The sequence below is a fragment of the Mycolicibacterium sp. XJ1819 genome (assembly GCF_053483675.1).
On sequence record NZ_JBEFST010000017.1, the window covers coordinates 36,539 to 55,319 of the forward strand.

The 18,781-nt window shown below is 68.5% G+C and carries 24 protein-coding genes; 4 read left to right on the forward strand and 20 right to left on the reverse strand.

Features of this window, described 5'->3' with window-relative positions; genetic code table 11:
- Nucleotides 1-21: 21 nt before the first annotated feature.
- A complete protein-coding gene (gene arsB, locus ABQE89_RS19035; protein WP_448419439.1) occupies nucleotides 22-1,110 on the forward strand; it encodes an ACR3 family arsenite efflux transporter in 1,089 nt (362 codons plus the stop codon).
- Entirely contained in the window at nucleotides 1,107-1,772 is a 666-nt protein-coding gene (locus ABQE89_RS19040; RefSeq protein ID WP_448419441.1) for an arsenate reductase ArsC, read from the forward strand. Before arsB ends, ABQE89_RS19040 begins: the two co-directional genes overlap by 4 nt.
- 142 nt (nucleotides 1,773-1,914) lie before the next feature.
- Here ABQE89_RS19040 and ABQE89_RS19045 read toward each other — a convergent pair whose 3' ends face one another.
- From ABQE89_RS19045 to ABQE89_RS19110, 14 genes are all read right to left on the reverse strand, one after another.
- On the reverse strand, nucleotides 1,915-3,273 hold the full coding sequence (locus ABQE89_RS19045) for a cytochrome P450 (RefSeq protein WP_448419443.1): 1,359 nt from the start codon (nucleotides 3,271-3,273) through the stop codon (nucleotides 1,915-1,917).
- Nucleotide 3,274: 1 nt separating this feature from the next.
- Nucleotides 3,275-3,730 carry a pyridoxamine 5'-phosphate oxidase family protein gene (locus tag ABQE89_RS19050; RefSeq protein WP_448419445.1) on the reverse strand — a complete coding sequence of 152 codons (456 nt, stop codon included), beginning with the start codon at nucleotides 3,728-3,730 and terminating at the stop codon, nucleotides 3,275-3,277.
- Nucleotides 3,731-3,789: 59 nt separating this feature from the next.
- Nucleotides 3,790-4,068, reverse strand: coding sequence for a hypothetical protein (locus ABQE89_RS19055; protein WP_448419447.1), 279 nt, complete (start codon nucleotides 4,066-4,068; stop codon nucleotides 3,790-3,792).
- Between the two features lie 44 nt (nucleotides 4,069-4,112).
- Entirely contained in the window at nucleotides 4,113-4,709 is a 597-nt protein-coding gene (locus ABQE89_RS19060; RefSeq protein ID WP_448419449.1) for a TetR/AcrR family transcriptional regulator, read from the reverse strand.
- On the reverse strand, nucleotides 4,696-5,574 hold the full coding sequence (locus ABQE89_RS19065; RefSeq protein ID WP_448419451.1) for an oxygenase MpaB family protein: 879 nt from the start codon (nucleotides 5,572-5,574) through the stop codon (nucleotides 4,696-4,698). The genes ABQE89_RS19060 and ABQE89_RS19065 overlap by 14 nt, the downstream gene beginning before the upstream one ends.
- A gap of 109 nt (nucleotides 5,575-5,683) precedes the next feature.
- Entirely contained in the window at nucleotides 5,684-5,923 is a 240-nt protein-coding gene (locus tag ABQE89_RS19070; protein ID WP_448419453.1) for a hypothetical protein, read from the reverse strand.
- Entirely contained in the window at nucleotides 5,920-6,411 is a 492-nt protein-coding gene (locus ABQE89_RS19075) for a transport-regulating membrane protein Mce1N (RefSeq protein WP_448419455.1), read from the reverse strand. The genes ABQE89_RS19070 and ABQE89_RS19075 overlap by 4 nt, the downstream gene beginning before the upstream one ends.
- Nucleotides 6,408-6,785, reverse strand: coding sequence for a hypothetical protein (locus tag ABQE89_RS19080; protein WP_448419457.1), 378 nt, complete (start codon nucleotides 6,783-6,785; stop codon nucleotides 6,408-6,410). The genes ABQE89_RS19075 and ABQE89_RS19080 overlap by 4 nt, the downstream gene beginning before the upstream one ends.
- Before the next feature lie 20 nt (nucleotides 6,786-6,805).
- On the reverse strand, nucleotides 6,806-7,252 hold the full coding sequence (locus ABQE89_RS19085) for a hypothetical protein (RefSeq protein ID WP_448419459.1): 447 nt from the start codon (nucleotides 7,250-7,252) through the stop codon (nucleotides 6,806-6,808).
- A complete protein-coding gene (hemB, locus tag ABQE89_RS19090; RefSeq protein ID WP_448419461.1) occupies nucleotides 7,249-8,229 on the reverse strand; it encodes a porphobilinogen synthase in 981 nt (326 codons plus the stop codon). Before hemB ends, ABQE89_RS19085 begins: the two co-directional genes overlap by 4 nt.
- A 21-nt stretch (nucleotides 8,230-8,250) precedes the next feature.
- Nucleotides 8,251-9,960, reverse strand: coding sequence for a bifunctional uroporphyrinogen-III C-methyltransferase/uroporphyrinogen-III synthase (locus tag ABQE89_RS19095; RefSeq protein ID WP_448419463.1), 1,710 nt, complete (start codon nucleotides 9,958-9,960; stop codon nucleotides 8,251-8,253).
- Between the two features lie 48 nt (nucleotides 9,961-10,008).
- Nucleotides 10,009-10,944, reverse strand: a complete 936-nt coding sequence (hemC, locus tag ABQE89_RS19100) for a hydroxymethylbilane synthase (protein ID WP_448419465.1) — start codon at nucleotides 10,942-10,944, stop codon at nucleotides 10,009-10,011.
- 3 nt (nucleotides 10,945-10,947) lie between these two features.
- Nucleotides 10,948-12,294, reverse strand: coding sequence for a glutamyl-tRNA reductase (locus tag ABQE89_RS19105; RefSeq protein WP_448419467.1), 1,347 nt, complete (start codon nucleotides 12,292-12,294; stop codon nucleotides 10,948-10,950).
- 78 nt (nucleotides 12,295-12,372) lie between these two features.
- Nucleotides 12,373-12,627: a glutaredoxin family protein gene (locus ABQE89_RS19110; protein ID WP_448419469.1), complete on the reverse strand. Its 255-nt coding sequence runs from the start codon at nucleotides 12,625-12,627 to the stop codon at nucleotides 12,373-12,375.
- A 72-nt stretch (nucleotides 12,628-12,699) separates the two neighbouring features.
- On the opposite strand from ABQE89_RS19110, the gene ABQE89_RS19115 reads away from it, so the two are divergent.
- Both ABQE89_RS19115 and ABQE89_RS19120 read left to right on the forward strand, forming a co-directional pair.
- Complete coding sequence (locus ABQE89_RS19115) at nucleotides 12,700-13,584, forward strand: HAD family hydrolase (protein WP_448419643.1); 885 nt, start codon at nucleotides 12,700-12,702, stop codon at nucleotides 13,582-13,584.
- Nucleotides 13,585-13,608: 24 nt separating this feature from the next.
- Complete coding sequence (locus ABQE89_RS19120; RefSeq protein WP_448419471.1) at nucleotides 13,609-14,148, forward strand: FAS1-like dehydratase domain-containing protein; 540 nt, start codon at nucleotides 13,609-13,611, stop codon at nucleotides 14,146-14,148.
- 19 nt (nucleotides 14,149-14,167) lie between these two features.
- On the opposite strand, the gene ABQE89_RS19125 is transcribed toward ABQE89_RS19120, so the two are convergent.
- From ABQE89_RS19125 to ABQE89_RS19150, 6 genes are all read right to left on the reverse strand, one after another.
- Nucleotides 14,168-15,241, reverse strand: coding sequence for a lysophospholipid acyltransferase family protein (locus tag ABQE89_RS19125; protein ID WP_448419473.1), 1,074 nt, complete (start codon nucleotides 15,239-15,241; stop codon nucleotides 14,168-14,170).
- Nucleotides 15,242-15,283: 42 nt separating this feature from the next.
- A complete protein-coding gene (locus tag ABQE89_RS19130; protein WP_448419475.1) occupies nucleotides 15,284-16,372 on the reverse strand; it encodes an SDR family oxidoreductase in 1,089 nt (362 codons plus the stop codon).
- A gap of 29 nt (nucleotides 16,373-16,401) precedes the next feature.
- Nucleotides 16,402-16,503: a 30S ribosomal protein bS22 gene (locus ABQE89_RS19135; protein WP_003402602.1), complete on the reverse strand. Its 102-nt coding sequence runs from the start codon at nucleotides 16,501-16,503 to the stop codon at nucleotides 16,402-16,404.
- A 113-nt stretch (nucleotides 16,504-16,616) separates the two neighbouring features.
- The gene (locus ABQE89_RS19140; protein WP_448419477.1) at nucleotides 16,617-16,883 is read right to left on the reverse strand and encodes a helix-turn-helix domain-containing protein; all 267 of its coding nucleotides are present in this window, start codon (nucleotides 16,881-16,883) and stop codon (nucleotides 16,617-16,619) included.
- A gap of 150 nt (nucleotides 16,884-17,033) precedes the next feature.
- Nucleotides 17,034-17,915, reverse strand: a complete 882-nt coding sequence (proC, locus tag ABQE89_RS19145) for a pyrroline-5-carboxylate reductase (protein WP_448419479.1) — start codon at nucleotides 17,913-17,915, stop codon at nucleotides 17,034-17,036.
- 29 nt (nucleotides 17,916-17,944) lie between these two features.
- Nucleotides 17,945-18,775 (reverse strand): thioesterase family protein, encoded by an 831-nt coding sequence (locus ABQE89_RS19150; protein WP_448419481.1) that lies wholly within the window; start codon nucleotides 18,773-18,775, stop codon nucleotides 17,945-17,947.
- Nucleotides 18,776-18,781: the final 6 nt, after the last annotated feature.

The window sequence follows — 18,781 nt, forward strand, 5'->3', positions numbered from 1 at the left end:
GGATCAGCGGTTGTGCGCAAGATGTCGGTTCTCGACCGATACCTGACGGTCTGGATCGGCGCGGCGATGATCGCCGGCCTGCTATTGGGGCGCGGGGTCCCCGGCCTGAACACCATGCTGGAAGGTGTTCAGATTGACGGGATTTCGCTACCCATCGCACTCGGGTTGCTGATCATGATGTATCCGGTGTTGGCCAAGGTCCGCTACGACCGCCTCCACACCGTCACCACTGACCGCAAACTGTTGCTCTCGTCGTTGGTGCTCAACTGGGTGCTCGGCCCGGCACTGATGTTCACGTTGGCCTGGCTGTTACTTCCTGACTTGCCCGAGTACCGCACCGGGCTGATCATCGTCGGGTTGGCTCGGTGCATCGCGATGGTCATCATCTGGAATGACTTGGCGTGCGGTGACCGCGAGGCCGCCGCCGTCCTAGTGGCGCTCAACTCGATCTTCCAGGTCGTGATGTTCGCCGTCTTGGGCTGGTTCTACCTTTCGGTGCTGCCTGGCTGGCTCAGACTTGATCAGACCACGATCGACACATCGCCATGGCAGATCGCGAAGTCCGTACTCATCTTCCTCGGCATCCCGCTGATCGCCGGATACCTGTCCCGGCGCATCGGCGAACGCACCAAAGGCCGCGACTGGTACGAAGCGAGGTTCTTGCCCCGAATCGGGCCGTGGGCACTGTACGGCTTGCTGTTCACCGTGGTGGTTCTCTTTGCACTGCAAGGTGAACAGATCATCAGCCGACCACTGGATGTGGCCCGTATCGCGCTGCCGCTGTTGGCCTACTTCGCCATCATGTGGGGCAGTGGCTTCGTACTGGGTGCCGCGATCGGTCTGGGCTACGAACGCACCACCACCCTGGCGTTCACCGCCGCGGGCAATAACTTCGAACTGGCGATCGCGGTGGCCATCGCCACCTACGGTGCCACCTCCGGACAGGCGCTGGCCACCGTTGTCGGCCCGCTCATCGAAGTCCCGATACTGGTCGCGTTGACCTATGTTTCGCTGGCGTTGCGCAGCCGCTTCACCAACAGCACCATGTCTTCGAATTCGTCACCGACCCTTGATCAGCCGGCCGTCATCGACAAAGAAAGCACCCCATGACCGACAGTTCTGTCCCTCACCCCGGCCGCGATCTGTCCGTCGACCAGCAGTTGGCATTGCGCACTGCGGTTACCCGCCTGCAGGCCGAATTCGCCGAGGCCTTCGCCGTGGAAACCATCGAACGAGTCCTGAGATCCTCCTACGATCAATTCGCCAGCCGCGCCACCATCCCTAACTTTTTACCGCTACTGGCTGAACACTTTGCGCGCCAACAGCTTTCTGCTCTGGTCCGCGTTGAGGGCAAGGCCAGTGACGGCAAACCCACCGTGCTGTTTCTGTGCACACACAACGCCGGCCGCTCCCAGATGGCCCTCGGATTCTTCGCGCACCACGCCGGCGACAATGCCATCGCCTGGTCGGGTGGGTCCGAACCTGGTGACGAAGTCAACCCCGCCGCCATCGCCGCCATGCGTGAAGTCGGCATCGACATCACCGGCGAATTCCCAAAACCCTGGACCGACGAGATCCTGGAAGCCGCCGACGTTGTGATCACCATGGGCTGCGGCGACGCCTGCCCCATCTATCCCGGAAAGCGCTACGAGAATTGGGACCTGCCCGATCCGGCCGGACAAGACGTCGACGCGGTGCGCCCCATCCGCGACATGATCGACACCCAGGTGAGAGCACTGCTTGCCGAACTCGACGTCCCCATCACCCAATGACATCTTGACAACGCCAGCCGCGCGGTTGCCCCGCAACGCGTTGCCCGGGAAACGGGGCGGCCGCAGACTCCACGGTCACCGAGGGCGAGATCGACGTTTCGGCATCTTTTACTCGCACTTTCGGTGCGAAATGTCCGGCGGGTCATCCCCGCGGCCGCAGGCGCGCCGGGATCGGGCCCTTGGCCACCGTGGTCAACGGCACCTCGCAGTGGAACTCGGGGTCCACCGACTGCACCTCCATCGCGCGCACGATGGTGGCCAGCGCCAGCGTGGTCTCCAGCCTCGCGAAGTGCTCCCCGATGCAGGGCCGGCCCCCGCCGAGGAACGGCAGGAACTGCCAGCGGTCGCGGCCCTTGGAGTTCTCCGGGCTGAACCGGTCGGGGTCGAACTCCATCGGCCGCTCCCACAGCGTCGGGTCGTGGTGCAGCGCGTAGAGGCCCACCGCCAGCAGGCTGCCCGCCTCCACCCGGTAGCCGTCGACGGCGATGTCTCGGGTGGCCAGTCGCGCCACCCCCGCCGCGGGCGGACACAACCGCAGCGACTCGTGCAGCACCTGCAGCGTGTACCCCAGCCGCGGCACGTCTTCCGGGGTCAGTTCCCCGTCGCCGATCGATGCCGCCTCGGCGGCGACGCGGTCCTGGATGTCGCGGTGGTGGCCGAGGATCCACAGCGTGTGAGTCAGCGCCGTCGCGGTGGTGTCGTGGCCGGCGAGCATGAAGATCAGCAGGTCGTTGGAGATGTCCTCGTCCGACAGCGGTAGACCCGTCTCCGGGTCGGTGGCAGCCAGCAGCGCCTGCACCAGCGGCGCGTCCCGGTTCGGGTCGGCGCGGCACGCCCGCACCATGTCGTTGGTGATCTCGCGCATCGCGGTGACCGCGCGCGCGGCCTTTCGTCGCGCGGAGGTCGGCAGCCAACTGGGGGCCCGCACCGGGCGCAGGGCGCGGTCGGCGGTGTAGGAGGACGCCACGTGCATGCAGCGGGCGATGATGTCGGCGCGCTCGTTGAGGTCGATGCCCAGCACCGAACGGCCCAGCGACTGCATCGCGACCTTGCGGCATTCGACGTCGAGGTCGACCTCGCCGCCGTCGGGCCAGCGATCGACGAATCTCTGGGCGGCCCCCGACATGTGGCCCCCGAAGGCCCGCACGTTGTGCTTGGTGAACACCGGTTGCAACGCGCGCTTGCGCGGCCGCCACAGCTCGTTGGGCAGCACCCAGAGGCTGTCGCCCGCCATCTGGCGCACCTCTTCGTGGATGATGCACCGATCCGAGGAGGCGTCGCTGCGGCCCAGCACGTCGCGCATGCCCGCCGGTGACATCACCGCCACGATCGGCGGGTAGACCTGCTTCGGCGCGAATTGGATGCGGGTGATGGGTCCGCCCGCGTCGCGGATCTCTTCCTGGCCGGTGTCGAGCCTGCGTACCAGCTTCACGAGCTGCCAGAACGGCAACGGGTTCTTCGGCGCCAGCGGGAGCGCGCCGACATCGAGCGTCGAGGTCATATCAGGATTGTCTCGCAGCACTCCACGTTAAAGGCGCGCCTTCGCCTTTCGTCATGACCGCACCGGGCATCACCCGCAGCCGGTACGGGGTCAGCCGCAGCACCGCGAACTGGCTCGACGTCGGCCCGTCGGCCCACATCGGGATGATGCGGGGGTCGTAGCCGACCGGTGCGGGGGCGGTGGCGAACTTGTCCCAGACCGCCGCGCGGGTCTCGTCGTCGAGATACCACTCGACCAGACAGTCCACGCTACAGGTGTCGTGGCTGGGCGCCCAGTAGCTCACCGACATTTGCGGATTCACCGCCAGGTGCGCCTTCTTCACCGGACTGGGCACCGTCGCGATCCAACCCAGCAGATCGGTGCCGTCCCACTCCCACAACGGGTGCAGGATGCGGGTGCGCGGCCTGCTGTTGGCGTCGACGGTGGCCGCCGAGGCCCACACGATCGCGTGGGCCATCTCGACGAAGGCGGGCGCGATCCGCTCCAGCGGGGTCGCGCCCGGCGCCGGGTGCGCGCTCAGTTGTCGTTCTCGGTGTTCTGGTCGCTGAATTTCGGGTTGCCCTCGTCGTCGATCCACTCGTTGACCGCCGTCCCCACCACCGCACCGCCGGTGCCCGGCATCTTGGTGGTCGGCCGCTGATCATCGTAGGCCTTGGCCATCTCCTTGGCCTTGGCCTTGTGCTCGTCGGTGATCTCGGGTTTGGGTGTGAGCTTCTGGTCCTGGTCGGGTTCGTCGAGGACCTGATGGTGATCGTCGGTCCTGGGTTCGGAACCGTGCCGTTCTTCGGTACTCATGGACAACGTCTGCCCAGCGGTCCGACAAACAAAACGCAGGAGACCTAACCAGCCGACACCGTGCGCAACGCGGCGGGCAGGCTGGGCAGGAAGTGCGCAGTGGCGAACGCGCGGATGTCTTCGGGGGTCTGCAACGGCTGGGCGCTGGGCAGCAGCAGCACCATCGCGGCGTACCGCAGGATCGTGTCGGCCAACTCGTAGACGGTCGGCTCACCGATGCGCTCGGCGAACCCCGCGGGAAAGATCACCCGAAGGGCCTCGGCCATCCGGACGATCGCCGCGCCGTAGTGCCGATCGGCCAGTTCCAGTACCAGCGCGGGCTCGTCTCTGATCATCCGGTCCAGCACCCGGTGGCGGCGGAACCGCACGATCGCGTGGGTGAACGCCTCCACGTAGTAATTCGACTGTGGCCCAGCCTGTTTCAATTCGTTTGCGATGTCGGCGAACAACATCACGTTCTCCCGCTCGATGACGGCGGCGATCAACTCGTCCTTGTTGGCGAACCGCCGGTAGATGGTGGTCCGGCTGACGCCTGCGCGACGGGCCACGTCCTCGAGCGCGACCCGCCGAAACCCGTGCTGTTCGAACTCGACGACCGCGGCGTCGAGGATGGCTTCTGTGGTGCGGTCAGCCCCTGGCATAGCCGCGGCAGGCATATCCGTTGTAGCGCACCGACATCGGCAGACGATCCCACACCCAGTTCACCGGCCGCGTGCGCCACAGCGCCGCGAAACGCTGGTAGCGCCGCTCTTGGCGCTCGCTCCACGGCAGGCCCAGCAGATCCCGTGCGCGCGGCGGCAGCCCGCCGGTGGTGAGGAACGCCGCGACGGGGTTGAACACCGGCGCGATGAGCCGCCACGCCCAGCCCGGCACGCCCTTGGGTTGGGGGAAGCCCTTGGTGACGTAGCCGACGCCGTACAAAGCGGTCTTGTGGGCGACGACGATCTCGTCCATCATCCGGTCCCAATACCGTTCGAACTCCGCGTAGTTGGCGGGCATCGGCCGGTCGCTGACGCCGTAGCGCCGGTACCACGTCTTGGACTCGAGGTAGATCTGTTCCTTCTCCTCGCGGCTGAGCCGCTTGACGAAGGTGTCGGCGAAGTACAGCACCTGTTCGACGAACGTCGCGTGCGCCCAGAAGTAGGTCTCGGGATCCAGGGCGTGGTAGCGGTTGCCGTCCGGCATGTCGCCCTTGATCTCGGTGTGGAAGTCACGCACCTGCAGGCCGGGGTTGTCGTCCTCGGACCCGTAGACCGTGTTGAAGATCGGCGGCAGCGAGCGCTTCACCCGCGCCGCGGTGTCGGCGAAGAACACCGAGTGATCGAGCACGCCCTGGCCGAGTTCGGCGAGCATGTTCTGCAGCACCGCGGGCCGCGGGCCGATGAGAAACATCCGGTTGTCGCCGAAATAACGCCAGACCAGCGATTGCGGCCCCAACGGCAGAGCATCGGGCAGGGCATCGGGGGCGCTCTCGACGGCGTCTCGGGCGTCGGCCAACTCAGTCATGTGCAACAGTGTTACAGATTTCGCACTTTGTACCAAATCTGAGCCGCGAGCGACCGCGTATGCACGTCGAAAGCCGCGAAAATGCGTACATTCGCGGTCGCTCGCCGGATCAGCCGGTGCGGCGAAGCCGCGCGACCCCCAGCACGGCCAGCACCCCGGCCGCGGTGGCCAGCAGCAGCGACAGCACCACCCGCGGCGCGCTGTACATCACCGACTCGGTCCACGGCTCACCGTCGAGAATCGGCGGCACCGCCACCGTCGTGCTCGCCGCCAGCCAGCACAGCACGGCGCCGACGGCCGCGGCGAGGGCCAGCGTCAGCGCGATGATCGCCCGCCCGCGGGTTTTCACGGCGCGGGATCCCCGGGGATGCGTTCCTCGACGAGCTGGGTCAGCGCCGCCCGCAGCCGCTGATGTTTACGCGCCCACGCCTGCGCACCGCGGCCGTTGGTGAGCTTGAGCCCGATGCCGGTGCGCCCGCGTGGCACCCCGGTGAGCTCGCCGAGCGCGCGCGACGACTGCCACTTGGGCTCCTCGGGGCCGCTCGGTTCGGGGTAGATGCGCACGATGTCGTCGATGGCCAGCCGTTCGGTGCCCTGGCGCAGATAGTCCGGGGTCAACTCGACCGACGTGTGGATTCTAGCCGCCTTGACCTGGATCGCCAGGAAGCCGCCGACGAGCACCAGGAACAGGCCCGGGATCAACAGCTGCACGCCGTAGCCCGCCGACGCCTGGATCAGCGCCATCGCGATGGCCGCGGCGGGTCCGGCCAACAGCCACCACCAGCTCGCGCCCTGCTCGTAGTAGAGAACCGGTGGGGCGTCGATGTCGTCGGTCACTGCGTCTCCTCACGGGTCTGTGCGGCGGGCCGCGTCATCAGCACCGCTCCGGCGCCGAGCGGAAAGACGGCCAGCAGGGTGAATATGTGCAGCACGCCGAGGGTGGCCACCACACCGACCAGCACCACGATCGCCAACGCCAACGCCACCGCGGCGCGCCGGAACCGGGGGTCACCGGCGCGGGCCCGGCCCGCCAGAAACGCCATCGCGCCGCCCGCCACGATGGTGAGCACGGCCGCGCCCCGGTAGGCCGTCGGCAGGTCCATCCCGGCGGTCGCGGCGATCAGTCCACCAAGGATCAACATGACGGCCGCGGCCAACCAGCACCAGAACCCTGCGACGACGACCCGCGGTCGCGACTGTGGAGCTGTCATGGTCGAGCCAGCCTAACCCGTCACCGCGTGAAGAACGCCTGGGTGTCCTTGCGGTGCAACAGGAACATCCCGCCGGCGATCAGCACCGACCCGATGATCGTGGTGACCGCGTAGATCACCGCCACCACGGGCGGACGGTCGACGGTGAACAGGCTCCTGGCCACGAACACGACGCTGGCCACCGCGCCGCCCGTGAGCACCGTGCGCGCCCATCGGTAGCCGTGCCGCATCAGGATCGAGAAGGTCAGCACCACCGCCGCCAAGATCAGCACGAACAACACCGACATCGCGAGCAGCGGGCCCGCCAGCGCGCCACCGACCCCGCCGACCAGGTCGGCGATGTACCCCGCGACAAGCAGTGGCAGCGCGATCACCCACAGCCAGAACCCGGTGTCGACGTCGGGCGGACGGCCTTCGGGTTCCTTCTGGTCCGGGCCCGCGCCCTGCGGCGGTTGCTCAGGGCTCACGCCAGCCAACCGGCGACGTCGGCCGCCCAGTACGTCAGCACGATGTCGGCCCCGGCCCGGCGGATGCCGGTCAGCGTCTCGAGGGCCACCGTCGGCAGGTCGATCCAGCCGTTGGCCGCCGCCGCGCTGATCATCGAGTACTCACCGGAGACCTGATAGGCCGCGACGGGCACCGGCGACATGTCGGCCGCGGCGCGCACGACGTCGAGGTAGCCCATCGCGGGCTTGACCATCACGATGTCGGCGCCCTCGTCGATGTCCAACTCGATCTCGTGCAGCGCCTCGCGGGCGTTGCCCGGATCCTGTTGATACGTGCGACGGTCCCCGTCCAGGCTGGAGGCCACCGCCTCCCGGAACGGGCCGTAGAAGCCGGAGGCGAACTTGGCGGCGTAGGCCAGGATCACCGTGTCGGTGTGGCCCGCGGCGTCCAGGCCCGCCCGGATGGCGGCGACCTGACCGTCCATCATTCCGCTCGGGCCGACCACCGCAGCGCCCGAGTCAGCCTGCGCCACAGCCAATTCCACGTATCGCGCGTTGGTGGCGTCGTTGTCGACCCGCCCCGTCGCGTCCAACAGCCCGCAATGCCCGTGATCGGTGAACTCGTCGAGACAGGTGTCGGCCATCAGCACGGTGTCCTCGCCGAGGTCCTTGGCAAGGTCCCGCAGCGCGACGTTGAGGATGCCGTCCTCGGCGACCCCGGCCGAGCCGTCCGCATCCTTGTCCTCGTCGCGCGGGACGCCGAACAGCATCAACCCGCCCACGCCGGCGACGACCGCGTCGGCGGCGGCCCGGCGTAGCGAGTCGCGGGTGTGCTGCACCACGCCCGGCATCGAACCGATCGGCCGCGGTTCGTCGATACCGTCGACGACGAACATCGGCAGCACCAGATGCCTTGGCTGCAGCGATGTCTCGGCGACCAGACGGCGCAGCGCCGGTGTCGACCGCAGCCTGCGGGGGCGGTGGCTAGGGAAGGCCATGCAGTGACATCCCTTGTCGCCCTATCGCCGGCGGCTCTTCTTACGAGGCGGCGGCAGCGCACCCTCCGCGCGCAGCCGGGCGGCATGCTCGGCGAGCGCATCGACCAGCGGACCGACCGCGGCGACCTCGGGCTGCACGTCGACCCGCAGCCCGAATTCCGCTGCGGTTTCCGCGGTCTTGGGCCCGATGCACGCCACGATCGTGCGCGCGTGCGGCTTACCGGCGATACCGACCAGGTTGCGCACCGTGGAGCTCGACGTGAAGCACACCGCGTCGAAACCACCGGTCTTGATCATCTCGCGGGTGGGCGCCGGCGGCGGGGCCGCCCGCACCGTGCGGTAGGCCGTCACGTCCTCGATCTCCCAACCCCGTTCCCGCAGCCCCTCGGCCAGGGTCTCGGTGGCGATGTCGGCACGCGGCAGCAGCACCCGGTTGACCGGGTCGAAAACGTCGTCGTAGGGCGGGAACTCGTCGAGCAGGCCCAGCGAGGACTGTTCACCCGACGGCACCAACTCCGGCTCGATACCGAACGCGCGCACCCGGTCGGCGGTCGCCTCCCCCACACACGCGATCTTGACCCCGGAGAACGCCCGGGCGTCCAGACCGAACTCGTTGAACTTCTCCCACACTGCGCGCACGGCGTTGGTCGAGGTGAACACCACCCACTGGTAGCGGCCGTCGACCAGGCCCTTGACCGCACGCTCCATCTGCGCGGGGCTGCGCGGCGGCTCGACGGCGATGGTCGGCACCTCCATCGGCAATGCGCCGTGCGACACCAGCCGATCGCTCATCTCGCCGGCCTGGTCGCGGGTACGCGGCACCAGCACGGTCCAGCCGTACAGGGCGCGGCTCTCCCACCAGTTCAGTTTCGCGCGATTGGCCACCGTCTTACCTATCGTCACCACCAGCGGGCCGGCCAGCGGCCCGGCCGGTTCCATACCCGCGGGCTTGTCCAGCACCGCCTTGTCGAGCAGGCCGGCCAGCGTGGTCTCCACCGAACGCTGTTGGCAGGTGGTGCCGTTGGCGGTCACCACCGCAGGCGTCGTGTCGACCAGTCCGTGCTCGATGAGCGTGCGCGCCGCGTCGGGCAGATGCGTCGCGGTGGCGCGCAGGATCAGCGGGCCCGGCGCGGCCGCCAGTGCGCCCCAGTCGACGTCACCGCGGACGTCGGACACGGTGTGCGCCGACCCCAGCGGCAGGCCCGCGTAGGTGGGCACCGCGGTGGTGTCGGGCAGTCCCGGCACGATCTCGAAATTCAGGTGGGTCCTGGTCAACGCCAACACCTCGGTGATCACCGCGTCCACCGACAGCGGGTCACCGGCCACCAGCCGGACCACGTCGACGCCGGTGCGCGCTTCGCCCGCCAGGGTCTTGGCCACCTCGGCCGGATCCCCGAGCGCGGGCCGGATGTCCGGACCGCCGGGGATCTCACCGGCCGCATCGGCGTCCGCCGCTGCCTGCGCGTCCCCCGCCTTCGCGTCCTTGGCGTCCTTCGCGTCCTTGGCCTTCTCCGGCTTGGCCGGCTGAGGTCCCGACGGCGGCGGCAGTTCGCAGCCCACCAGCGCCAGCACCGCTTCGGGCACATCGGGGTCGGTGAAAACCAGGGCGGCGTTGGCCAGCACGGTGCGTGCCCGCGTGGTCAGCAGGGCCGGGTCACCCGGGCCCGAGCCGACGAACGTGATGCGGCCCGGCTTCGGCTTGCGCCCTCGCCCGCTACCTTGGCCTGTCATCTATCACTCCGCTCTAAGTGCTCTGTGTGCGCGCGTTCGGCGACCGCGTCACGCGCCCGATCCGCCCATGAGCTCGCGCGCCCCGAGTTCGAACAACTCCTCGGCCACCGAGAGCCCGAGCTCCCGTGCCCGATCGGGTGTCCCCACACCGGACGCGCGGATCACGTCGGATCCGTCCAGTGCCGCCACGCAGGCGCGCAGCGACACCTCTTCGAAGACCCGGCCGTCCTCATCGATGGACTCGACCACCTCGGCGATCGTGCCCACCGGAGCCGAACAGCCGGCCTCCAGTGCGGCGAGCAGGGCGCGTTCGGCGGTGACCGCAGTCCGCGTGTCGGCGTCGTCAAGCTCGGCCAGCAGCGCGGCAAGCTCGGTGTCGCCCGCGCGGCACTCCACCGCGAGCGCGCCCTGAGCCGCTGCCGGCAACATCTGCACCGGCTCGAGGGTCTCGGTGACATCGGCCAGTCGTCCGATGCGGGCCAGTCCCGCGCGGGCGACGACGATGCCGTCGAGTTCACCGTTGCTAACCCTGTTCAACCTGGTATCCAGGTTGCCTCGTAGGGGGCGAATTTCCAAACCGAGACCCAGTGCACTAAGCTGTGCCATCCTCCGCGGGCTCGACGTGCCGATCAGCGAGCCCGCCGGCAACTCCCCGAGCACCAGCCCGTCGCGGGCCACCAGGGCGTCTCGCGGGTCTTCGCGCGGCGGAACCGCGGCGACGGTGAACCGCGGGTCGACCGCGGTGGGCAAATCTTTGTGCGAGTGCACGGCGGCGTCGACGCGGCCGTCGTGGATCGCCTCACGCAGCGCGGCGGTGAACACCCCCACGCCGATGTCGATGATGGGGCCCAGGTGGCGGTCGCCCTCGGTGGAGATGATGACGAGCTCGGCGTCCTGCCCCTTGGCGATCAGGGCGTCTCTGATGGTGCCGGCCTGGGTGGTGGCAAGCAGGCTGCCGCGGGTGCCTATCCGAAGAACGGTCAAGTGTTACTCAGTTTTGTCGAGATCGTTTGTGAACAAGGGCAATTCGGGACCTGCGACGGCGTCGACGGCCTGCTGGTCGAGTTCGAACAGTTCCCGCAGCGCCTCGGCGTAGCTGTCCCCGCCCGGCGCGCTGGCGAGCTGTTTGACCCGAACCGTGGGGGCGTGCAGCAGCTTGTCGACCACCCGGCGCACGGTCTTGGCGACCTCGTCGCGCTGCCCGGTGTCCAGCCCCGGCAGCCGGTTGTCCAGCCGCAGCAACTCGGCCTCGACCACGTCGGCGGCGCGCTGGCGCAACGCGGTGACGGTCGGCGTCACCTCGGCCATCCGCTGGCCGGCGAGGTACTTCGCCACCTCGGCGGCGACGATCGCGCGGGCGGCCTCGGTGTCGCTGGCCGCGGCGCGGGCCGTCGGCTCGCGCTGGATGCGCTCCATGTCGATGACGTGCACGCCGGGCAGGCCGGCCACCGCCGGGTCGACGTCGCGGGGCATTCCGAGGTCGCAGATCACCAGCTTCGTCTTGGTCTGCAGGCCCTGCGCGAGGCCGCGGTGCACGTCGGCGAGCGACACCACCGGCCGTACCGCCCCGGTGCAGCTGACGACGAGGTCGGCGTCGGTGAGCAGCGGGGGCAGATGGTCGAACGGGAACGCCTCGGCCTCGACGCCGAGTTCACGCACGTTGTCGGCCAGCCGCTTGGCGCGCGGCAGGCTCCGGTTCACGACGTGCACCCGCGCGATACCCGCGCGCGCCAGGTGGCTGGCGGTCAACGCACCCATCGAGCCCGCGCCGACGACCACCGCCGAGCGGCCGGCCAGCGCGCCCAGCCGGGTGTCGGCCATGCCCAGCGCCACCGATACCACGGAGGCGCCCGCCGCGTCGATCCCGGTCTCGGAGTGCACGCGTTTGCCCACCGACAGCGCGCGCTGCGACAGTTCGTGCAGGGTGCGGCCGACGGAGTGGTTGGTCTCGGCGGCGGCGTAAGCGCGGCGGACCTGCCCGAGCACCTGCTGTTCGCCGACCACCGCGGAGTCCAGGCCGCTGGCCACCGCGAAGAGGTGTTCGACCGCCGCCTCGGCGTAGCGCACATAGGCGTGTTTGGTCAGTTCGTTCAGCGACATGCCGGAATGCTCCGAGAGCACCTGTCCGATCACCGACAATCCGCCGTGGAACGCGTCGACGACGGCGTAGATCTCCACGCGGTTGCAGGTCGAAAGCACCATCGCCTCGGTGACCAATGACGACTGCAGGACCTGATCCACGATCTTGGCCTGGTCGGATTCGTCAGTGGTCAACTGCTCGAGGACGGACACCGGCGCGCTGCGGTGCGAAACCCCGAAAAGCAACACGCTCACGGCCGCATCACCACGTCGTCCAAGGTAGTCGGTAAACAGTTAGCCGACCAAATTCGCGACGAGACCGACATCGAGACGTCATCGCCCCAGGTCGGCCCGCAGCCGCGGTTCGTCGACCTCCCAGTAACTGTGTTCGGCGCCGTCGAGCAACACCACCGGCAGCCGGTCGCCGTACTCCTCACGCAGGGTGGCGTCGCCCGCGGCCGCCGCGGCATCGACATCGGTGACCGTCAGCCCGAAGCCCAGTTCGGTGGACAGTTCGGCCAGCCGGGCCGCGGCCTGCGCGCAGATGCCGCAGCCGTCTCGCGTCAACAACTCCACTCGGCGGTGCACTCGACCAGTATCGCCTCGACACGATTTAGGGTTGAAGGCGTGTCGGAATCCGGTCGCATCGAGACAGAGCAGCTGGCGGGGCCGACCACTCCGGCGAACCACCAGCTCGCCGGTCAGGCCAGCGCCGAAGCGGCCATCACCGACCTCGCCCAGGGGCAGTCCGCGCCACCACCGGCCCCGCCCGCCGATCTGACCGCGGCGGCGTTCTTCGACGTCGACAACACCCTGGTGCAGGGCTCGTCTCTGGTGCACTTCGCGCGCGGGCTGGCCGCCCGCAAGTACTTCACCTACGGGGATATCGCCAAGTTCATCTATGCCCAGGCCAAGTTTCAGGTCATCGGCCGGGAGAACAGCGACGACGTGGCCGAGGGCAAGCGCAAGGCGCTGGCGTTCATCGAGGGCCGGTCGACCGCCGAGCTGGAGGCGCTGGGTGAGGAGATCTACGACGAGATCATCGCCGACAAGATCTGGCCCGGCACCCGCGCGTTGGCGCAGATGCACCTCGACGCCGGCCAGCAGGTGTGGCTGGTCACCGCGACGCCGTACGAGCTGGCCGCCACCATCGCCCGCAAGCTGGGTCTGACCGGCGCGCTGGGCACCGTGGCGGAGTCCGTCGACGGCGTGTTCACCGGCCGGCTGGTCGGCGACATCCTGCACGGCACCGGCAAGGCGCACGCGGTGCGGTCGCTGGCGATTCGCGAGGGCCTCAACCTCCGGCGCTGCACGGCCTACTCCGACAGCTTCAACGATGTGCCGATGCTGTCGCTGGTCGGCACGGCCGTGGCCATCAACCCGGACGCCGACCTGCGCGAACTCGCCCGCGAGCGCGGCTGGGAGATCCGTGACTTCCGCACCGCGCGCAAGGCCGCACGCATCGGCGTGCCCTCGGCGCTGGCGCTGGGCGCGGTCGGCGGCGCGCTCGCCGCGATCGTGTCTCGCCGCCAGGAGAGCCGTTGACGCGCTGATAGGCTTTCGCGCCAAATGGCTATCGCTGAAGACATCATCGGGACCCATTACCGCTATCCCGACTACTTCGAGGTCGACCGGGAGAAGATCCGCGAGTTCGCCCGGGCGGTCAAGGACGAGCATCCCGTCCACCACAGCGAGCAGGCCGCCAAGGAGTACGGCCATGACGCGCTGGTGGCCTCGCTGACGTTTCTGGCGGTGGCCGGGCGCCGGGTGCAGCTCGAGATCTTCAACCAGTTCAATGTGCCGATCAACATGGAGCGGATGCTGCACCGCGACCAGAAGCTGACCTTCCACCGGCCGATCGTGGCCGGCGACAAGCTCTACTTCGACTCCTACCTCGACTCGGTCACCGAGTCGCACGGCGCCGTGGTCACCGAGGTCCGCGGTGAGGTCACCGACGCCGAGGGCAAGCCGGTGATCACCAGCGTCATCACGGTGATGGGTGAGGCCGCGTCGGACACCGAAGCCGACGAGGTGACCGCGCAGATCGCCGAGGCGCGCGACGCGGCCATCAAGGCGATGATTGCCAAGCAAAGCGCCAAGGACAGCTAGCTTTTCGCCAGCCCAAACCTCAGCCGAAGAATGTGTTTCGCCGGTTGGTCAGCAGCTGATAGAGCGTCTGCTGAATGTTCTCGCGCACGTGGTCGGTCAATTCGAACGTGACCATCGGGTCGTCGGCGGCGGACTCGTCGTAGTCCGCGGTCTCGATGGGCTCACCGAACTGGATGTACCACTTCGACGGCAGCGGTACCATGCCGACCGGGCCCGCCAGCGGGAACAGCGGCGTGATCGGGAAGTACGGCACGCCGAGCAACCTGGCCAGCAGCTTGACATCGGCGATCATCGGATAGATCTCCTCGGAACCGACGATCGAGCACGGCACGATCGGCGCCCCGGTCCGCAGGGCCGCCGACACGAATCCGCCACGGCCGAACCGCTGCAGCTTGTAGCGGTCCTTGAAACGCTTGCCCAGCCCCTTGTAGCCCTCGGGGAAGACCGCGGTCAGTTCGCCCGCAGCCAGCAGTCGGTGCGCGTCGGAGGTGCAGGCCATCGTGTGGCCGGCCTTGCGTGCGGCCTGGCCCAGCACCGGCATGTCGAACACCAGGTCCGCCGCCAGCAGTCGCAGGTCGCGCTGGGCCGGGTGGTGGTCGTGCACCGCCACCGCGGCCATCAACCCGTCAAACGGCAGCACCCCGGCGTGGTTGGCGACCACCAGTGCCGCACCGTCGTCCGGCAGATGCTCGATACCGGACACCTCGACCCGAAACCACGACCGGAAGAGCACACGCAGCAACGGCAGAAAGATTGCGGTGTTGAGATGCGGGTCGAATCCGAATTCGTCGACGGTGTAGTCGCCGGACATCCTCTTGCGGACGAATTCGGCGACCGCTGCGATCCCCTTGGCGAGTTCGGTCGGGGTCTGCGCGACGGGTTCCGCGCCGGAGGCGGCGCTGCGGCGCTCGTCGATCTCGCGGACCACCGCGGCGATCTGTTCGGCCGACGCGTGCGCGGCGGCGTCGGAGAGCATCGAGGGATGTCGACGAGAATTGTTGGCGCGCGCGGCCGCCGCTGCGCGTCGCTGAGCCGACGATCGGCCCGAATTCGTATGCAGCGGAATCACTTTCGCCTTTTGTTCGCCCGCCACGTTGTACCTTCTCCCCACCCCGACATGAATTGTTAGTTACTACTAACGGCCCCACCGCTGCGCCGCCGCCACGGCGCGACTCTCCAATGAGCGTACCCATCGTGGGTCGATGATCGGAGCCAATCCGCGACCCCGCACGTAGTCGTCGAAGGCTTCTGCGGTTGTCCACTTCGGGCTGTAGCCGAGTTCGGTGCGCATCCGCGTCGTGTCCATGACACGGCCATAGCTCATGTAGTCGATCTGCTCGCGATCCATTTCAGTGTAGCGAGTTGCGCGCCATAACGAATCGACCGCCCACACCGCTGCCCGCGGCAACGGCAGCGGCAGCCTGCCCGCTCGCCGGATCGCCTGGCTCATCATGATGATTCCCGACGCTCCGATGTTGAACGTGCCCGCCTTGCCCGCCATCGTCGCGCGCTCCAGGGCACCCAGCGCGTCCTGTTCGTGCAGCAGTTGCAGCCGCGCGTCGTGGCCGATGACCGTCGGCACCACCGGCCCGGCCAGATACCGCGACAGCGCCGTATCCATCGCGGGCCCGATCATGTTGGCCAGCCGCAGGATCGTCACCGCGATGTCGGGTCTGCGCCTGCCGAGTCCACGCGCGTAGCCCTCGATGTCGATGCTGTCGCGGGCGAACCCCTCCCCCGGTGGCCGGCGCGCGCTGGTGTCCTCGGTGAACATCACCGGGTCGCGGGGACCCGAGCCGTAGACCTCCGACGTCGACTTGAGGACCACCCGGCGCACCGAGGGCGCCTTCTGACAGGCGGCGAACAACTGCATCGCGCCCATCACGTTCAGTTCCTTCAGCGTGGCCCGCCCGCCGGAGCCCGGCGCATAGGACGCCGCGGCGGCGTGCACCACGGTGTCGACGTCCCCGTTGCGGATCACCTTGGCGATGAACGGGTTCCGGATGTCGGCACGCACGAATTCCGCGCGGCCCATCCGACGCAGCAGATCCTTGCTCGGTGCGATCGCGTCGACGGCGATGACGTGATCGATCAGCGGATTCTGCGCCAGCCGGGCGGTGAGATAGCCACCGAGAAACCGGCATGCGCCCGTGACCAGGACGATCTTGGGGTAGTGCACGGTATCGCGGGAATCGGAGTCCCCGGGACGACCCTCAGGAGCCATCCGGCCAGCCTATCGGCCGAACCGAGAACCTACTTGCCGAGCTTTCTGCGCTGGACCCGGGTGCGACGAAGCAGCTTGCGGTGCTTCTTCTTCGACATGCGCTTACGCCGCTTCTTGATGACTGAACCCATGAACTCCGCTACCTACGCTCGACTGTTGACCCGGCCACCTTACCTGTGCGGTCGGGGCGGACGAAAAATCTGTCGCCCCGGGCGTGACAGACGGCCGGGAGCTGCGGGTCCGGTCAGCCCGCGTCGAAGTACGAGCTCTCCAACATGTCGTGCACCGCCTTGGCGTGCACCCGAAACGAGCGGCCGACCCGGACGGCGGGCAGTTCTCCGTTGTGCACCAAGCGGTAAACCGTCATCTTGCTGACCCGCATCAGGCTGGCCACCTCGGCAACAGTGAGGAATTGAGCACGTGGCGGTTGACCGTCGGAAGCTCCCGAACTCGAACTGTCTCGCTTTCCGCTCGACGAATCACGCCCCGATGGCCCGTTCATAGACGTCATCGCAACCCAATCAGTCAGGCACGGGCTGTCCCAGCGGCTTCCCCACCGCTGGCACCCACCCGTGCTTACACCCTGGAGAATAGCGTGGCGGATGGGATTACTGCGACGGGTGTGGGCTATTCATTTCGAAATCATTTCGAACTCACCGAATTACTCCGGTGTAATTCCTAGCTGCTCAGCGCGTGTTTTTGCGGCATGCACCGCCGCGGCCACCGCCGCCCGCAAACCGCCTTTTTCCAGTTCCCGCAGACCAGCGGCGGTGGTGCCACCCGGCGAGGTAACCGTCGCGCGCAGCTGCGCGGGGCTGGTGTCGACCGGCGCCACCATGGACGCGTCGGGGCCGCCGTCCGCGGCCCTGACATCGTCGAGTTGCTGCAGCAGCATCGCCGCCGAACCCGCCATCGTCTGCGCGGCCAGCCGGATGGCCACCTCCCGCGACAGGCCCGCCTCGACGCCCGCGTCCACCAGGGCCTCGACCATCAGGAAGAAATAGGCCGGGCCCGAGCCCGAGACGGCGGTGACGGCGTCCAGCTGTGACTCCGGCACGGTGAGCACCTCACCGACCGCGTCGAAGATCGCCGACACCTCCTTGACGTGCTCGGCGGTGGCGAACCGGCCCGGCGCCAACGCGCTGGCACCGCCGCCGACGGTCACCGGCGCGTTGGGCATCACCCGGATCACCGGCGCCCCCGCGGGCAGCCTGTTCTCGAAGAAGGCCGTCGTCACCCCGGCCGCGATGGTCACGAAAACCTGTTCGGCCGTGTCGGTTTCGGCTTTGGCCGCGGCATCGGCGATCTCGGCGACCAGACCCTCGACGTCGAACGGTTTGACCGCGACGATCACATAGTCGGCGGTGTCGACCGCCTCGGCCACCGTCGTCACCAACACCGAGTGCGTCTCGGCCAGGAACTTGGCGCGGGCGGCATCCTTTTCGGCCACCACCAGGTCCTTGACCTGCCTACCGGCGCGCAGCAGTCCCGACAGCAGCGCCGCGCCCATACCTCCACCGCCGACGATCGCGATTCTGGCCATGCCGGAAAGCATGGCAGATGCGGGCCGGGCTACGCGCTCGGCACCATCGCGAGTTGGCGGGTCTGCACCACGATGTGGCCCTCGCTGTCGACGACGATGTGGTCCTCGTCGAACCAGTCCTGGCCGATCTGCACCGTCGTGCACAGCACGCGTAGCCACCCGTCGGCGGGCCGGGTGCGCAGGTACGCCGTCAATTGCACGGTGGGTGCCCACCCCATCCGGTTCACGCCGAACGTCACCGGGGCGGACACGTCTCCGCACAACAGCGCGAACAGCACGTCGGGCACCGCGCCCTTGGGCCGCACCCAGTGCTCGATCACCGGGGGCCCACCGTCGGACCGCGGCGCCAAGGAGGTCAGGGAGGGCCGGATGTCGCAGCCGTGCGCCAGATGCACGATGTCGGCCATCGGGTGGCCGGGCCCGATCGGTTCCAGACCCGGCGGCGGATCCGGCTGCATCAGCGGGATGACGGGGTTGACCGACAGTAGCGGCGCGACGTGGTGTTCGGGCTCGCCCAGCGTCACCGCGGCCCGCACGGCGGTGCGGTCGCCCTGGTTGAGTTCGACGTCGATCAGACTGACGCGACGGCCCCGCTTGCGCACCGTGGTGACCGCCCGCAGCGGGCCGGGATCCGGTGCCCACAGGAAGTTGCCCGACACCGCGATCGGCTCGACGTCGCCGCCGCCGTCGTCAGCGCCGCTGCGATATTCGGTGCGGGCCGCATTCGCACACAAGGCCAGCATCGCCCCGCCGTGCACCTTCGGGCCGATGGTCCAGTGCTCGTTGAGCGCACCGTCGTACACGCCGTCCCCGGCCGGGGTCAGCGCCATCGCGTCGGTGAACAGGGTTGAGCTCGACATGTGTCC

Coding starts and splice junctions, on each gene's coding strand:
- arsB (WP_448419439.1), top strand. CDS start 22: ATGTCGGTTCTCGACCGATACCTGACGGTCTGGATCGGCGCGGCGATG.
- ABQE89_RS19040 (WP_448419441.1), top strand. CDS start 1,107: ATGACCGACAGTTCTGTCCCTCACCCCGGCCGCGATCTGTCCGTCGAC.
- ABQE89_RS19045 (WP_448419443.1), bottom strand. CDS start 3,273: ATGACCTCGACGCTCGATGTCGGCGCGCTCCCGCTGGCGCCGAAGAAC.
- ABQE89_RS19050 (WP_448419445.1), bottom strand. CDS start 3,730: ATGGCCCACGCGATCGTGTGGGCCTCGGCGGCCACCGTCGACGCCAAC.
- ABQE89_RS19055 (WP_448419447.1), bottom strand. CDS start 4,068: ATGAGTACCGAAGAACGGCACGGTTCCGAACCCAGGACCGACGATCAC.
- ABQE89_RS19060 (WP_448419449.1), bottom strand. CDS start 4,709: ATGCCAGGGGCTGACCGCACCACAGAAGCCATCCTCGACGCCGCGGTC.
- ABQE89_RS19065 (WP_448419451.1), bottom strand. CDS start 5,574: ATGACTGAGTTGGCCGACGCCCGAGACGCCGTCGAGAGCGCCCCCGAT.
- ABQE89_RS19080 (WP_448419457.1), bottom strand. CDS start 6,785: ATGACAGCTCCACAGTCGCGACCGCGGGTCGTCGTCGCAGGGTTCTGG.
- hemB (WP_448419461.1), bottom strand. CDS start 8,229: ATGGCCTTCCCTAGCCACCGCCCCCGCAGGCTGCGGTCGACACCGGCG.
- ABQE89_RS19095 (WP_448419463.1), bottom strand. CDS start 9,960: ATGACAGGCCAAGGTAGCGGGCGAGGGCGCAAGCCGAAGCCGGGCCGC.
- ABQE89_RS19120 (WP_448419471.1), top strand. CDS start 13,609: ATGGCTATCGCTGAAGACATCATCGGGACCCATTACCGCTATCCCGAC.
- ABQE89_RS19130 (WP_448419475.1), bottom strand. CDS start 16,372: ATGGCTCCTGAGGGTCGTCCCGGGGACTCCGATTCCCGCGATACCGTG.
- ABQE89_RS19135 (WP_003402602.1), bottom strand. CDS start 16,503: ATGGGTTCAGTCATCAAGAAGCGGCGTAAGCGCATGTCGAAGAAGAAG.
- ABQE89_RS19140 (WP_448419477.1), bottom strand. CDS start 16,883: ATGACGTCTATGAACGGGCCATCGGGGCGTGATTCGTCGAGCGGAAAG.
- proC (WP_448419479.1), bottom strand. CDS start 17,915: ATGGCCAGAATCGCGATCGTCGGCGGTGGAGGTATGGGCGCGGCGCTG.
- ABQE89_RS19150 (WP_448419481.1), bottom strand. CDS start 18,775: ATGTCGAGCTCAACCCTGTTCACCGACGCGATGGCGCTGACCCCGGCC.